13 protein-coding genes are annotated in these 14,563 nt (G+C 48.0%); 10 read left to right on the top strand and 3 right to left on the bottom strand.

The window, feature by feature from the left end; translation table 11 throughout:
• Positions 1 to 118: 118 nt before the first annotated feature.
• A complete protein-coding gene (locus OSQ85_RS00360) occupies positions 119 to 1,840 on the bottom strand; it encodes a methyl-accepting chemotaxis protein (protein ID WP_265820645.1) in 1,722 nt (573 codons plus the stop codon).
• A 256-nt stretch (positions 1,841 to 2,096) separates the two neighbouring features.
• Between OSQ85_RS00360 and gltX the strand changes: the two genes are divergently transcribed.
• The 4 genes from gltX to dnaA all read left to right on the top strand — a co-directional run bounded on the left by gltX (position 2,097) and on the right by dnaA (position 8,220).
• Complete coding sequence (gltX, locus tag OSQ85_RS00355) at positions 2,097 to 3,539, top strand: glutamate--tRNA ligase (protein WP_265820644.1); 1,443 nt, start codon at positions 2,097 to 2,099, stop codon at positions 3,537 to 3,539.
• A gap of 289 nt (positions 3,540 to 3,828) precedes the next feature.
• Positions 3,829 to 5,157 carry a ribosome biogenesis GTPase Der gene (der, locus tag OSQ85_RS00350; protein ID WP_265820643.1) on the top strand — a complete coding sequence of 443 codons (1,329 nt, stop codon included), beginning with the start codon at positions 3,829 to 3,831 and terminating at the stop codon, positions 5,155 to 5,157.
• A gap of 225 nt (positions 5,158 to 5,382) precedes the next feature.
• Positions 5,383 to 6,690: a pyridoxal phosphate-dependent aminotransferase gene (locus OSQ85_RS00345; protein WP_265820642.1), complete on the top strand. Its 1,308-nt coding sequence runs from the start codon at positions 5,383 to 5,385 to the stop codon at positions 6,688 to 6,690.
• Positions 6,691 to 6,882: 192 nt separating this feature from the next.
• The gene (gene dnaA / locus OSQ85_RS00340) at positions 6,883 to 8,220 is read left to right on the top strand and encodes a chromosomal replication initiator protein DnaA (protein ID WP_265820641.1); all 1,338 of its coding nucleotides are present in this window, start codon (positions 6,883 to 6,885) and stop codon (positions 8,218 to 8,220) included.
• A gap of 157 nt (positions 8,221 to 8,377) precedes the next feature.
• Here the strand turns inward: dnaA and OSQ85_RS00335 are convergent, their stop codons facing one another.
• Complete coding sequence (locus OSQ85_RS00335; RefSeq protein ID WP_265820640.1) at positions 8,378 to 9,004, bottom strand: tetratricopeptide repeat protein; 627 nt, start codon at positions 9,002 to 9,004, stop codon at positions 8,378 to 8,380.
• Positions 9,005 to 9,183: 179 nt separating this feature from the next.
• Between OSQ85_RS00335 and OSQ85_RS00330 the strand changes: the two genes are divergently transcribed.
• The 4 genes from OSQ85_RS00330 to OSQ85_RS00315 are packed head-to-tail and all read left to right on the top strand — an operon-like array spanning position 9,184 to position 11,900.
• Positions 9,184 to 9,354: a hypothetical protein gene (locus OSQ85_RS00330; protein ID WP_265820639.1), complete on the top strand. Its 171-nt coding sequence runs from the start codon at positions 9,184 to 9,186 to the stop codon at positions 9,352 to 9,354.
• Positions 9,355 to 9,365: 11 nt separating this feature from the next.
• The gene (locus OSQ85_RS00325; RefSeq protein WP_265820638.1) at positions 9,366 to 10,199 is read left to right on the top strand and encodes a transporter substrate-binding domain-containing protein; all 834 of its coding nucleotides are present in this window, start codon (positions 9,366 to 9,368) and stop codon (positions 10,197 to 10,199) included.
• 16 nt (positions 10,200 to 10,215) lie between these two features.
• Positions 10,216 to 11,160: an amino acid ABC transporter permease gene (locus tag OSQ85_RS00320; RefSeq protein WP_265820637.1), complete on the top strand. Its 945-nt coding sequence runs from the start codon at positions 10,216 to 10,218 to the stop codon at positions 11,158 to 11,160.
• A 14-nt stretch (positions 11,161 to 11,174) separates the two neighbouring features.
• On the top strand, positions 11,175 to 11,900 hold the full coding sequence (locus tag OSQ85_RS00315; RefSeq protein ID WP_265820636.1) for an amino acid ABC transporter ATP-binding protein: 726 nt from the start codon (positions 11,175 to 11,177) through the stop codon (positions 11,898 to 11,900).
• 18 nt (positions 11,901 to 11,918) lie between these two features.
• Here the strand turns inward: OSQ85_RS00315 and OSQ85_RS00310 are convergent, their stop codons facing one another.
• Entirely contained in the window at positions 11,919 to 12,911 is a 993-nt protein-coding gene (locus tag OSQ85_RS00310; RefSeq protein WP_265820635.1) for a lytic murein transglycosylase, read from the bottom strand.
• A 108-nt stretch (positions 12,912 to 13,019) separates the two neighbouring features.
• On the opposite strand from OSQ85_RS00310, the gene rpe reads away from it, so the two are divergent.
• Together rpe and OSQ85_RS00300 are read left to right on the top strand one after the other, a co-directional pair.
• Complete coding sequence (gene rpe, locus OSQ85_RS00305; RefSeq protein WP_265820634.1) at positions 13,020 to 13,658, top strand: ribulose-phosphate 3-epimerase; 639 nt, start codon at positions 13,020 to 13,022, stop codon at positions 13,656 to 13,658.
• 443 nt (positions 13,659 to 14,101) lie between these two features.
• Positions 14,102 to 14,470 (top strand): response regulator, encoded by a 369-nt coding sequence (locus tag OSQ85_RS00300; protein WP_265820633.1) that lies wholly within the window; start codon positions 14,102 to 14,104, stop codon positions 14,468 to 14,470.
• Positions 14,471 to 14,563: the final 93 nt, after the last annotated feature.

Genomic DNA, 14,563 nt, shown 5'->3' with positions numbered 1-14,563 from the left:
TCCTCGCAGTGACCTGAGCCCTGTATTGTGAAGTCAGTTAAAACTCCTTGCCTCCTGCTTTGAGTTGTCAACATATACCGCTTATCCCCCGTCAGGTTGTCCCGGCGGGGGATATTACTTATTTGGTTTTAAATGACTGAACCTTGGACGCCAGATCCTTTGCTCTTGCATTAAGAATGTCAGTCTCTCCGCTTATGTCATGCAGCCGTTCATCATTATTATCTGCAACCGTGTTGATTTTTTCCGCATTCTCCGCAATAAGCGATATTGCGCTTGTCTGCTCTGAGGTGGATGACTGAATCTGCCTCACCATATCTGTTGATTCATGGGAATCGCTGATTATCTCTTTCAGTGCTTCTCCGGCTATATGGGCAACTTTGCTCCCCTGCTCAACCTTGGTCACAGAGTTCACTATGTTTGAAGCGGCTTTCTGCGACTCTCTCTGCAGGGAGATTATCATCTCTGATATTTCCTTGGTCGCAGTCTGTGTCCTCTCGGCAAGCTTGCGCACCTCTTCCGCCACAACAGCGAAGCCGCGCCCCTGCTCGCCTGCTCTGGCCGCCTCGATGGAAGCATTAAGCGCCAGAAGGTTGGTCTGATCGGCTATGTCATTTATCACTTCGATGATGTCTCCAATTTTATCAGTGGAAATTTTCAGATCCTCCACCATCATTGAGGACTCGTTTATACTGCGCGTAAGCTCTTCCATTTTAGCGATCATCTCAGTAACGGCTTTATCCCCTTTGGCCGCTGCGTTCTGCGTCTGAACAGCCTTCTGGTATGTAAGGCGGGAGTTTTCCGCGATGCTCTCCACGCTGGCGTTCATTTCGGAAACTGCGGCGGAAAGCTGCTCCGTGTCCTCCTTCTGGGAAGTGACACCCTTTCCGATTTCATCGATGTTGAGATCAAGCTTTTCTGTCGCTCTGGTTATATATTCGGCCTGCTCCTGAATATCTATTACAATTGACTTGATATAATTGATGAACATGTTGAAGTTTGCGGCTATGGCTCCCAGTTCGTCATTGCCTTTGTGTTCCATGTAGCGGGTTAGGTCGCCTTTTCCCGTTGCGATGTTTTTCAGCCTTGTCTCCAGTACCTTAAGCTTGGTGAACAGCACCTTTCTGCTCATGTAAACTGTGCTGACGCTGAGAATAAGGAGAATGAGCACCATGGCAGTGAAATCTTTTATGATTACGGCTCTGACTGCGGCGTTGATGGGCGCCATGGGTATCATGAACTCGAATGCGCCGTGTATCTCCCCGGCGCGCCAGTTTTCCATCTTAACCCCTGTGGGGTCGAGCCCTTGGTCATTGCCCCACAGCGCCATAGACGTTGCCGGATCTCCGTGACACCACTCACATTCCTTAGTGAGCCGCACTGCCTTGTAATAACGGACTATACCTCCGCTGTGGTCATATATCACATGCTCCGGTGTGTCCCCTTTCTTTGTGTCAATTTTTTTAAGATGCTCCAGTGCAGTGAGATCCACATCATCCGGTGTGTTTTTCGGATTCCGGGGCGATAGTTTGGGGACCTTGAACTGCATGCCGGTCAGATCCGCCTTGGCCTCTGAAACTCTGATCGCAGATACCACAGGTATAACCTGAACCAGCTTTGCGGTATCTTTCTTGAGTTCATCTATATTCAACGTTTCGCTGTGAATGAGCGAATTGGAATATTCTCTTATCCCTTCCGCCATGGTGATAATTTTCCGTGCTTTGTCTATTTCAGCTTCAAACGCCTTTTCGCGCGCATTCTTTGCGTTAAAAATAAAGAGGACGGAAAAGCAGGCGATGAGAAAAATATTGATGAAAACGGTCATTTTAGTGCTTATTTTCATAAACTGCCCCGTAAGGTTATTTGGTTTTCAGATGAAGCTGGCTGGCGGACACATAAAGTGTTCATGCAGATCAGATATTCCGATAATGTAAATTATAATGGTTGATAAATATTACTGTCAAGACAGCTTGATGCAGTAATTATCCGGAAAAATGCCTGATTTCGCTTGATCAATTTTACAAAATCTATAAAGTGGCGTACTTTGAGGTAATGCGCACCGGAAAAGGGCGTGTTCAAACAAAAGGAGTTTGTCAGCTATGTCAGTAAGAGTGAGATTCGCACCCAGCCCCACCGGGCACATACACGTAGGAAACGCCAGAACGGCGCTTTTTAATTATCTTTTTGCACGCAATATCGGTGGCACTTTCATTCTGAGGATAGAGGATACAGACTTTGACCGTTCCACCCTCGCCAGCGAGGAGCTGATCTATGAGGACATGAAATGGCTGCTCATGGACTGGGACGAAGGCCCCAGAAAAGGCGGGGAGCACGGCCCCTACAGACAGTCAGAAAGGTTTGACATATATAAAAAATACACTGAGGAGCTCCTTGAAAAAGGGCATGCGTACAAATGCTGGTGCACCAAGGAAGAGCTTGATGCTGAAAGGGAAAAGGCGCGTATAGAGAACCGCCAGCCCGTTTACAGCGGCAGATGCAGACATCTTTCCCCCGCACAGAAGGCCGAGCTTGAAGCTTCGGATGCTCCTTACGCTATCCGTTTTAAGATTGATAAAGAGGTTGTGCATATTTCCGACAGAATCAAGGGCGAGATAGATTTCGAAACCGGAGTTTTCGGCGATTTCATCATTGTCCGCCCTGACGGAGTGCCTGTGTACAACTATGTGGTAGTCATAGACGATGCTCTGATGAACATCAGCCATGTGATAAGAGGGGACGACCACCTGAGCAACACCCCCAAACAGGCGCTTATTTTTGATGCCCTGAATTTCAGCCGCCCTGAGTTCATACACATCCCCATGATTCTCGGCGAGGACAGGTCAAAGCTTTCCAAGCGCCACGGCAACACAAGCATTGAGCAGTTCCGTTCACAGGGCTACCTGAATGATGCCCTGTTCAACTTCCTCGCTTTGCTGAGCTGGTCTGATGAGCAGGAGAGGGAGATAATAAGCAAGGAAGAACTGATAAAATCGTTCAGCCTTGAGCGCATATCCACCAGCGCCGCAGTCTTCGACTTCGGGAAGCTGAAATGGCTTAACGGCCAGTACATCCGCATGAAAACCCCTGAGGAGCTTGCGGATCTCTGCATGCCGTTCCTTGTTGACGCCGGTCTTCCCGCGGACAGGCTGGAAAGGGAAGTTTATGTTAAGATGATCGCCTCAATCGCGAGCAAGATGGAACTTCTCGGTGACGCGCCGGAGGTTATGAAGGTATACTTCCAGTATCAGACACCGGACGATGAAGCCGCCGAGTACCTTAAGCTGGAAACAACTCCGTCGGTGCTTAAGGCTTTCAGGGAAAAGGTAGCCGCTTTCAGCGGATATATTAAGGAAGAGGAATATAAGGACATACCCAAATCTGTGCAGACGGAAACAGGTGTGAAGGGCAAACCTCTTTTCATGGCGATAAGAGTAGGCATATCCGGCTCCGTTAAGGGACCTGAAATAGATAAAATGGCAACACTCATGCCTGTGGATGAGCTGCTGAGAAGACTTGACGCAGCTCTGGAGATCACAGGCTAAATTACTTTTTGCCTATGAGACATATACAACTCCATGGATGGAGTTGCGCCGTGCGCAGCGAAGGCAGGTTTAGCCTGCCGCGAGCGTGTGAAGAAACGGACAGGATGTACCGTTTCTGAACTATAGGAAAGGAAGTTCAGGCACATGGATGTGCCCGTGGAGTGCGTACCGCAGCGTATGCGAGGAACGCAAACGTAACCAGAGCAGCAAGGAGCTTTGCTCCGCAGGCTGCGAGTGATAAAAAACTGCAGGACGCAGGTTTTTTAGCACTATCAGGAAGATAGATGGAATGAAAAAAATCGGAATAATCGGACGCCCGAACGTAGGTAAGTCCACACTTTTCAACAGACTGGCGGGGCAGAGAATCGCCATCGTGGACGATATGGCGGGCGTTACCCGTGACAGAATAGAGTTTACTGCCGAATGGCTCGGCAGACGTTTCCGTGTGGTGGATACCGCAGGATACGATCTGAAAGAAGAAATTGTAAAAAAGGAAATGCAGCGTCAGTTCATGTATTCTCTTGAAGAGGCAGACTTTTTCATTCTCATGGTAGACGGGCGTGAAGGCGTTCACCCGCTGGATGAGATAGTGTGCGGACTTCTGAGGGAAGGCGGGAAAGACTTTGTAGTCGCTGTAAACAAGATAGATTCATCCTCTGCGGACAACCTCGCCTATGACTTCTTTTCCATGGGCGTTGACAAGGTTTTCCCCATAAGCGCAACCCACGGGCGAAACGTGGACGACCTGATGGACGAGATAATCTCCCGCCTGCCGGAAGATGAGGAAGAGGAAAACTTCAGCTATGACGGCCGCATTAAGCTGATCGTCACCGGCCGCCCCAATGTGGGCAAATCTAGCATGATCAACCGCTGGCTCGGTGAGGAGAGACTCATTGTCACTGATATTCCCGGCACGACAAGGGATGCTGTGGACACGCTTTTTGAATACGGCGATGAGAAATATGTGCTTATAGATACCGCAGGTATCAGAAAAAAATCCGTCATGTTCAAGGACAGAATAGAAAAATACGGCTATTACCGCTGGGAGGACGCAGTTTCCCGCTCGGATATAGCAGTCTGCCTCATTGACGGGGTTGAAGGCCTTAACGAACGCGACGTTAAGGTTATTGCGGATGCATGGGAAGCGGGCAGGCCCGTTATTCTCGTTGTCAACAAGTGGGACGCTGTGGAAAACAAGGATCAGGCAGCAAAGGAAATGAGAGCGGACATAGAATTCAAGCTACAGTTCCTTAACAATCCCCCTGTTATATTCGCTTCCGCTATGAGCGGCAAAAACGTTTATAAAATTTTCGAGGCCGCAAAGGGTCTCTATAAGGAATATACCAAAAGGGTAGGCACAGGAGAGGCTAACCGTGTTCTCCAGACCGCTCTTGAACGTCACCAGCCTCCGGTGGTTAAGGGAAGAAGGCTTAAGCTTTACTTCATGACACAGGTGGCGGCATGCCCGCCGCAATTTGTTATCTTCGCCAACTATCCGGATTCGGTGCACTTTTCATACCAGCGCTTCGTGATCAACATAATAAGGGAATACTTCGGTTTTCAGGGTATACCCATAAAGCTGTTCATAAGGCAGAGAGGGGAGAAGAAAGAAAGCTGACCCTCTCTCATCAAACAGGGCTGAAGAATTGCAGGCGCCGTTTTCCTACTTTGGGCAAGCGGCGCTTTTTTTGTTTCACGGTCAAAAAAACGCCGGAAAATAAGCTTTCTGTTATGTTTTAAAAATACGTAAACTGCTTATTGAAAGTATATAAATATTGTTATATAAACGATGATTTACCCGTAAAACGGGTATTCAACGGTCATATTATGCGAGGGTAGACTAATGAGGTATGATCTTGCCAAAAGCGGAAACGGCCTGACTTATGAGATACGCAACATAGTTAATGTTGCCACCAAACTCAGTCAGGCAGGTGTGGACATTTACTGGGAAAACATAGGCGATCCCATTGTCAAAGGCGAAATTCTTCCGGACTGGATGAAAGAGGAACTCGCAAAAATTATCATGGATAACAACGCATACGCCTATTCGCCCACCAAAGGCGTTCTGGAAACCAGAGAGTACATAGCCGCACAGGTTAACGCACGCGGCGGAGCACAGATCACAGCGGAGGATATTATTTTCTTCAACGGTCTGGGTGACGCTATCGCGAGATCATACAGCGCGATCAGGGTTGATGCGAGGATCATCATGCCCGAACCCACATACTCCACGCACCTTCTGGCGGAGGTTCTCCATGCTTCCTTCCCGCCGAACACATACCAGATGAACCCATACAAACACTGGGCGCCGGATATTGATGAGCTTGAGAGCAAGGTGAGAAGCTTCCGCTCCATAGTGGGCATACTGGTAATCAACCCTGACAACCCCACCGGCTATGTCCATACGGAAGAAGGGCTCAGGCAGATAGTGCGCATCGCCAAAGAATATGACCTTATGCTCGTGTTTGATGAAATATACGCAAATATGTCCTACAACGGATCAAAAACCGTGCTGCTCTCCGACATCATAGGCGATGTGCCCGGAATAAGCATGAAAGGGATCAGCAAGGAGTATCCCTGGCCCGGAGCGAGATGCGGCTGGATCGAGGTCTACAACTATGACAAAGACCCCGCTTTCCAGAGATATGTGGATGCCATCCTCACACAGAAAATGTCCGAGGTCTGCTCCACCACATTCCCGCAGATGTCCATTCCGCGCATAATGTCTCATCCTGAATATAAGCCTTATCTCGCTGAAAAAATAAAGCATTACGAAAAACTCTCAAACATAGCCTACAGCATCCTGCGCGATGTCCCCTATGTAGTGGTGAACAGAACAAACGGTGCGTTCTATATGTCTGTCGTGTTTAACGAGGCTGTCCTCAACAGCAAGCAGAAACTGCACATCGAGGACGATGGCGTAAGAACTTACGTGGAAAGCATAACTGGCTCCAGTATAGAGAATGACAAGCGTTTTGTTTACTATCTCCTCGGCGCCACAGGCATCTGCGTTGTACCGCTTACATCATTCTTCACTAGCAAACCCGGCTTCCGCATGACACTCCTTGAACGCGATGCAGACCGCTTCGAATTCATGGTACGCCGCCTCGCCGAAAAAATAGTGGAATATGTAGAGTCTTCCGCAAGGTAAGAGACGATTCTAAAGCATCTATAAATAAAAAAAATAATGAAGAAAAAGGCGAAGCTTTTAAGGAAGGCTTCGCCTTTTTTTGCCTATTATCCCTTTTCGCGGAGAGGAAAAAGACATATACTGATCAGACATGCCTTATATGATTTATTCTCGGCGCTAAAAATAAAATCAGCTTATTGGAATTGCAGCACTATGGAAGACGTAAAGATCTGGGAAGAAGTACTTAAAGAAGCGAAAAAACACTGCTCCGACGATGTGGTGTCCACATGGATAAAGCCTTTGCAGATGGTTGAGGTGAGGGGGGATCTGATCACTCTTCAGGCTCCGAACAAGTTCTATAAGAACTGGGTTGATGAGAAATATCTTGATACATTGAAGAAAATATTCAATGAAGGGCTTTCCATTGATGCGGATGTGCTTATCATCACGGGCGATGCGCCCAAGGCGCAGACCGTTTCTCAGGCTCCGGTGACTTCTTCCACAGTGGCGGACTATAAAATTCCGGCCGCTTCCAACCTCAACCGGGATTACATTTTTGAGAACTTCGTGGCTGGAAGTTCAAACCAGTTTTCACATGCAGCGTGCCTTGCAGTGTCCGAAGGGCATTTCCAGAAGTACAACCCGCTTTTCATTTACGGCGGTGTGGGTCTTGGGAAAACGCACCTCATGCAGGCGGCAGGCAACAGGATTATGGAGAGGTTCCCAAAGCTCAAGGTTCTGTACATCACCTCGGAGACATTCACCAATGAGATGATCCAGTCGCTGAAAACCAAGAAAATGGATGAATTCAGAAGCAAATACCGCAATATAGATATGCTGCTTTTTGATGATGTTCAGTTTTTGGCCGGAAAACAGAGAAGCACAGAGGAATTTTTCTACACTTTCAATACATTGTACGAATCGCAGAAACAGATAATTCTCACCAGTGATAAAACGCCCAGTGAGATTCCCGACCTTGAGGAGAGGATGCGCAGCCGCTTTGCATGGGGGCTTATCGCAGATATTCAGGCTCCCTCAACGGAGGAGAAGGCTGCGATCATAATGAAGCGCGCGGACATAATGAATCTTAAGCTTTCCGATGAGCTTGGGATGTTCCTTGCTGAAAATATCAAGACGGAAAACATAAGGGAGCTCATCGGGGCTCTTGTCCGCCTCAGCGCATACGCATCTTTCCATAATGAGCCGCTGAGCATAGCCCTTGCGAGGAAATCGCTTGATAAATTCCTTGTGCGTAAGGATAAAATGGTCACGGAAGAAAATATTATAGATGCTGTGACAGGCTACTTCAATGTGAAGATGAGCGACCTTAAATCAAAGAAGCGCACAAAAAGCATATCCCTGCCGAGACAGGTTGCCATGTATATATTAAGGAACAAGCTGAATATTTCATTGCAGGAAGTGGGTGAACTCTTCGGCGGAAGGGATCATTCAACTGTTCTTCACTCTGTCCAGTCTATTGAGAAAAAATGCAAGGACGACAAGGAGATTCAGGAGATTATAGCCACGCTGGAGAAAACCTTATACCAATGATGTCAAATCCTCCATCCATGTGAATTTGCTATACACGCTTGCGGCAGGTTAAACCTGCCTTCGCTGCGGTACGCGCTCCGCGGGCACATCCCTGTGCCTGTTTTCTGCGTCATTGCGAGCGCAGTGAAGCAATCTCATACCGATGACCGGAGCCTTCCTACCCGTAGGCCTTCATGGCGAGCTTGAACAGCCGCACGGCTTTTTTCAGGTCGGCCTTCACCCCTTTCCCTTCGTGATACATGCATGCGAGGTTATACAGAGCTTCCGGATGACGCTGACCTGCCGCCATAGTCAGCCACTTCACAGCCTCTTCGTAATCCTTCATTGTCCCCTTGCCGGCTGCGTGCATGAGCCCCAGTTTGTTCTGCGCATCGGCATTTCCCTGAGCCGCTGCTTTTGTGTAATATGCAAAGCTTTTGTCATAATCCCGCATAACATATTTTGCTGCCTGATGGTAAAACCCCAGCTTGTACTGAGATTTGTCATGCCCTCTCTCCGCTGCTTCCTCAAGGAGTTTCACCGCCAGCAGCGGGTCTTTGTGTCCGGTGTCTCCTTTGATAAGTATCATCGCCGCGCGGTATGCCCCTTCGTTTACACCTCTTCTGGCGGAAGCTATGTACAGCTTAAGCGCACGTCTCAGATCCTGCGGGAGGCCGAACCCGTTTTCATACATAGTGCCGAGGGCGAACACAGCCTCAGGGACATTTTCATCCGCAAGTGCGGAGAAGATGCGGTAGGCCTTATTAAAATTCTTTTCCTCAAGGGCAGCTGCACCCTTCTCCATAGTGGGTTTTCCTGCGGCGGAGAAAATCCTTTTAAGCAGTTTTATTTTAAGGCTCCTTTAACTGTGTGATGCTACAGATAACAGGTGTTATGCCACAATTAGCTTTATTTTTTAACAGTTTTATTATAGTATGCAGTTTTTACAGGGGTAAGACCAATTTATTTAAGGGAGTTACGGGGATGAGCAGGAAAAATTCCGATTCCGATAAGGTTCAGGCTGTTGAAGTCAAGTGCCCGAAGTGCGAGTTTACCCAAATCAAATATATCCCTAAAGAGCAGATCGGTAAATGTCCCGAATGCGGCTCCAACATGATTATCTCAGAAATTCTTGAAGAAGGAAAATCCTATTAGGAGGAAGTAATATGAAAAAATTACTGGTAATTCTTGCCGTAATGCTGATGAGCTTTGCCTGCTCATCCGAAAAAAAAGAGGCAGCCACTGCTGGTTCCGCTCCCGCTGCGGCCGGTTCCGTGCTTGACGAGATAGTGAAAAGAGGCGAACTTCATGTCGGTCTTGAAGCTGGCTACATGCCCTTTGAACTCAAAAACAAACAGGGCGATATTGTGGGCTTCGACGTTGATATGGCTGAAAGAATGGCAAAAGACCTCGGTGTTAAGCTTGTTCTTGTGAACACAGCATGGGATGGAATCATTCCTTCTCTTCTCACCAAAAAGTTCGACATCATCATGTCAGGCATGACAGTTACTCCTGAAAGAAACATTCAGGTTAATTTCGCAAACCCCTACATCACAATCGGCCAGACTATACTTATCCACAAAAAACATGAAGGCGTTATTAAAAGCTACACCGATCTTAATGACCCCAAATACATAATCTCAACAAAACTCGGCGTAACTGCTGACTATGCAACTAAGAGATATATGCCCAACGCCACAATCAGACTGTTCGAAACTGAGCAGGAAGCTGTTATGGAAGTTATCAACGGCAAAGCGGATGCTTTCGTTTATGACCTTCCCTACAACGCGTCTTTCTTCTCTCAGAACAGCGAGAACCTTGTTTTCCTTGATGACCCCTTCACTTACGAACCCCTCGCATGGGCGATCAGAAAAGGCGACTACGACTTTATGAACTGGCTTAACAACTTCCTTGCTCAGGTCAAAGGCGATGGTTTCTATGAAGAAACCTACAACAAATGGTTCCTTTCCAGCGACTGGCTGAAAGACGTTCAGGAATAATACGGAGTAGGTTATAGTGTCCCGTTCAGCAAAAGACCTCGCCTGGAATATTGCGTTTTATGCGCTGATTGCCGCCATGATAGGCGGCCTGTATGTAGCTACGCTTGAAATTGACTACAAGTGGCGCTGGAACAGGATTCCCCAGTTCATCATCTACTCTGCGGAGGAGACGGTCAAGGCTCCCTTTGACGGCAGAGCCGTTGTTCAGAAGGGGAAGATCAGTATTGTCCCCCATGACGGAGGTGAGCCCTTCGTTGTAGTGAAACCGCAGGAAAGCAGACTCGGTGACGGCGATACGGTACTGAAAGGGCACACTGTTGCCGTGAATAAATCGTGGAAGGCAGGCCCGCTTTTAATCGGGCTTGCCACCACACTTCAAATATCGTTCTTTTCGATAATTTTCGCCGTAATCATCGGCGTTTTTGCAGGGCTTGCGAGAATTTCGCGCAACCCGCTGTTCAAGAAGCTCTCCATTCTTTATGTTGAGCTTATCAGGGGCACTCCGCTTCTGGTGCAGATATTCATATTCTATTTCTTTATCGGAACCGTCCTTTCCCTCGACCGCTTTACGGCGGGCGTTGCGGCTCTGGCGGTGTTCACCGGCGCATATGTGGCAGAGATTGTCCGCGCAGGTATTCAGTCAATCCACAAAGGACAGATGGAAGCCGCCCGAAGCCTTGGCATGAGCTATACAAAGGCGATGATTCATGTGGTTCTTCCTCAGGCTGTCAAAAGAACTCTCCCTCCCATGGCGGGTCAGTTCATTTCACTCATAAAAGACTCCTCCCTTGTTTCGGTAATCTCCATTACCGACCTCACAAAGGCCGGCAGGGAGGTCAGCGCCACCACTTTCAGCCCGTTTGAGACATGGTTCACGGTTGCGCTTCTTTATCTTGTGCTCACATCAGGTCTTTCCGTTCTGGTGCAGAAGCTTGAAAAGAAAATGGCGAGCAGTGATTAAAGGGAGGTGCGCAGATGATTAAAGCAAGAGATGTTGTAAAAACCTACCCCAACGGCGTTCAGGCGCTTAAGGGTGTTGATCTGGATGTAGCTCAGGGAGAGGTGGTGGTTATCATCGGCCCTTCCGGTTCGGGCAAATCCACAATGCTGAGAACACTTAATCTCCTTGAAGAAGTTACTTCGGGAGAAATAGAGATAGACGGAAACTCGCTCACGCATCCCAAAACGAACATAAACAAGCTTCGTGAGGATGTGGGCATGGTTTTCCAGAGCTTTAACCTTTTCCCTCATAAGACTGTGCTGGGCAATATTATTCTTGCTCCGGTCAAGGTGAAGAAGATGAAGCACGATGAAGCTGTTAAGATAGCTGAAAACCTGCTTGCTAAAGTCGGCCTTGCCGACAAGCGAGACAGCTACCCGTCTCAGCTTTCCGGCGGTCAGCAGCAGAGGGTGGCGATAGCCAGAGCTCTCGCCATGCGCCCTAAGGTCATGCTTTTTGACGAACCAACCAGCGCGCTCGATCCTGAGATGATAGGAGAGGTGCTTGATGTTATAAAAACCCTCGCCAAAGAGGGGATGACAATGGTTGTGGTCACTCATGAAATGGGCTTTGCCCGTGAGGTGTCAGACCGTGTTGTCTTCATGGATGAGGGGCTCAAAATCGAAGAAAACACTCCTGAGGAGATTTATAACAATCCTCAGAATGACAGGCTAAAAAAATTCCTCAGCCAGATACTGTAAGATGGAGCAGGGAGGCTTTCATGAGCCTCCCGTATTTCCCGCTTCCAGCCTTTTTCTTTCCTCTTCAATGTTTTTGCTTATGAGAAGAACAGCCAGAGCATAGTTGGCGCTGTTGTTGTAACGCATTATTGTTCTGAAATTACTGAATATTGCCCAGTGTTCAAAGCCTTTATCCGTCTGGAGGCGTATTACGTTTACTTTCTCCTCCTGATTTGCCGGAAGAGCAAAGATTATACCTGCATCCTCAAGCTCTTTTACTGTGAATTTCGGGTCGTACCCCTGCCCAAGAAAACTGTCAAACCCTGTGCCGCGAAGCTTTATTGCGGTGGGTTTATCCTTCTGCCAGCCGAATTTGGCAAGGTAGTTACCGACGCTGCCTATTGCATCCGTTTTGCTGTTTACAAGATCGGCTATATTATCTCCGCCGAAATCAATGCCATATTTGCTTATATTGCTGGGCATAAACTGCGGTATGCCCACCGCACCTGCGTATGAACTCATGAATGAGAAGGGATCCATGCCGTTCTTTTCCGCATAGGCTAAAAGTGCTTCAAGCTCGGAGCGGAAGTAGTCCGCACGTCTGGGATAATAAAAACCCAGAGTGGAAAGCACGTCCACAGCTCTGTGAGGCAGCTTGTAATCCCCGTAGTTGGTTTCAACGGCAAGTATGGCGGCGATTATTTCCGGCGTGACCCCGTATTGTGCGTATGCCAGCTCAAGGCTCGGTCTGTGCTCAAGGTAAAACCTGCCGCCTTTATTGCTCCGGTTGTCAGTTACCATGCTCTTCCGGTACATCCCCCAGCCGCTTTTCTCGAACTGTCTGTCCATGAGGGAGAGAGCCTTGTCTGAATAATCGGCGCTTTGGATAAGCAGAGCAGTTTTCAGCGGGTCAATGCCGTATTTCGAGTACAGCCTGTCCGCAAATGCGAGGGCTTCGTCAGTGAGAGGGACGGCAAATGAGGGGGTTCCGGTGAATGCCACTAGCATCAGCGTGATAATAAGTTTTTTCATAGATGTTCTATCGGCTCCGGTTATTACGATCGTTATATAAAATTTGTAAAAAACGCAGTGGTTCCTTTAATTTGTTGACATTCATACACCGATGAATATCATAGCCCGATGATAGTTGCACCTTCAATACTCAGCGCAGATTTTTCAAGACTGGCGGAAGAGATACAAGCCATCGACAAAGGCGGGGCGGACTGGATCCACCTTGATGTCATGGACGGTGTCTTCGTTCCTAACATCACCTTCGGTGCGCCGGTGGTGAAGCATCTTCGCAAAACCACCGAAAAACCCTTTGACGTGCATCTCATGATCATCGACCCGGACAGATACATCAGGGATTTTGCCGATGCGGGCTCAAACCTCATCACTGTGCATTATGAAGCGTGCACACACCTTCACAGAACAGTGAGCGAGATCAAAGTTCACGGCTGCAGGGCAGGTGTCTCTCTTAATCCCCACACTCCTGTTTCTGTTCTGGAGGAGATTCTGCCGTTTCTGGATATGGTGCTGATAATGTCTGTAAACCCCGGTTTCGGCGGACAGAAGTTTATAGAAAGCTCTGCCGCCAAGGTTGCCAAACTCGCCGAAATGAAGAAGGTTCTCAGGCCTGAGCTTATCATTGAGGTTGACGGCGGGGTGACCGATAAAAATGTAAAAACCCTTGAAGAGGCCGGCTGCAATGCAGTAGTTGCCGGAAGCTACGTTTTCGGCGCGTCCTCATACGCTGATGCTATAAAATCACTTAAATAATCCATTTATTTTACAGTTTTTAACACATTTTAACATTTTTCAAGTGAAGACAGTCCTTTATCGTGTTGCCCATTATTCCCGCTCCGTGGTATAATTACTACAAAAGATGTGTTACGCCTTTTTCACTTGTAAGCCCTGCGAAACTATAATGGCGGACACGGGTCTTGGAGATAAGCGGCATGGTGCTGTGCCCGAACCTTTTTCGGTATTCGGGCATTTTCAGTCTTAAAAAATGCCTGCCGCAGGCTGCGAGTGAGAAGAAACTACAGGACGCAGGTTTCTGCGAACTATTAGTAAAACGGATGCAGGTATTTTTGTAATTAAACCGGGAGGCACAGGAAGTGCCGACGCCGTGCGAAGCGAAGCCGTGTTCATCACGGCGCGAGCGTGTACAAAAATACCACAGCATGTAGGTATTTTTGTAATTAAGTAGGAGGTCAGATATGGCATATTCGGTATTGGTTGTCGATGACGAATCGGAGATCAGGCTGCTTTACCGCACAGAGCTTGAAGACAGCGGCTATAAAGTATTTGAAGCTTCAAACAGTGCCGAGTGCTTTAAGATACTTGAGAAGGAGAAGATCGATGTTATCCTCCTTGACATCAAGCTTAAAGGCGAAAGCGGCATAGACATACTCCAGGAGATCACCAAAAAGTACAAAACGGTGAAAACAATCCTCGCAACGGCTTACAGCGCCTATCAGGATGACTTTTCCACATGGCTGGCCGACGGCTACTGGGTTAAGTCCCCGTCTGATCTGGAGTCTCTTTTGACCGAGATCTCGACCGTTATAAAGAAGAACAAAGTCTGAGCGTTAGCGAACCGTATCTGTATCTGAAATATAAAATAAGCGGCGTTAAAACTGCGCCCTGAAATAAAAACAGCATAAACAGCGAGAGGATAG

The organism is Geovibrio ferrireducens (genome assembly GCF_026226615.1).
GTDB classification, from domain to species: Bacteria; Chrysiogenota; Deferribacteres; order Deferribacterales; family Geovibrionaceae; genus Geovibrio; species Geovibrio ferrireducens.
Note: the sequence above shows the minus strand (reverse complement) of the source record. Positions and strands in the feature narration are given on the sequence as shown.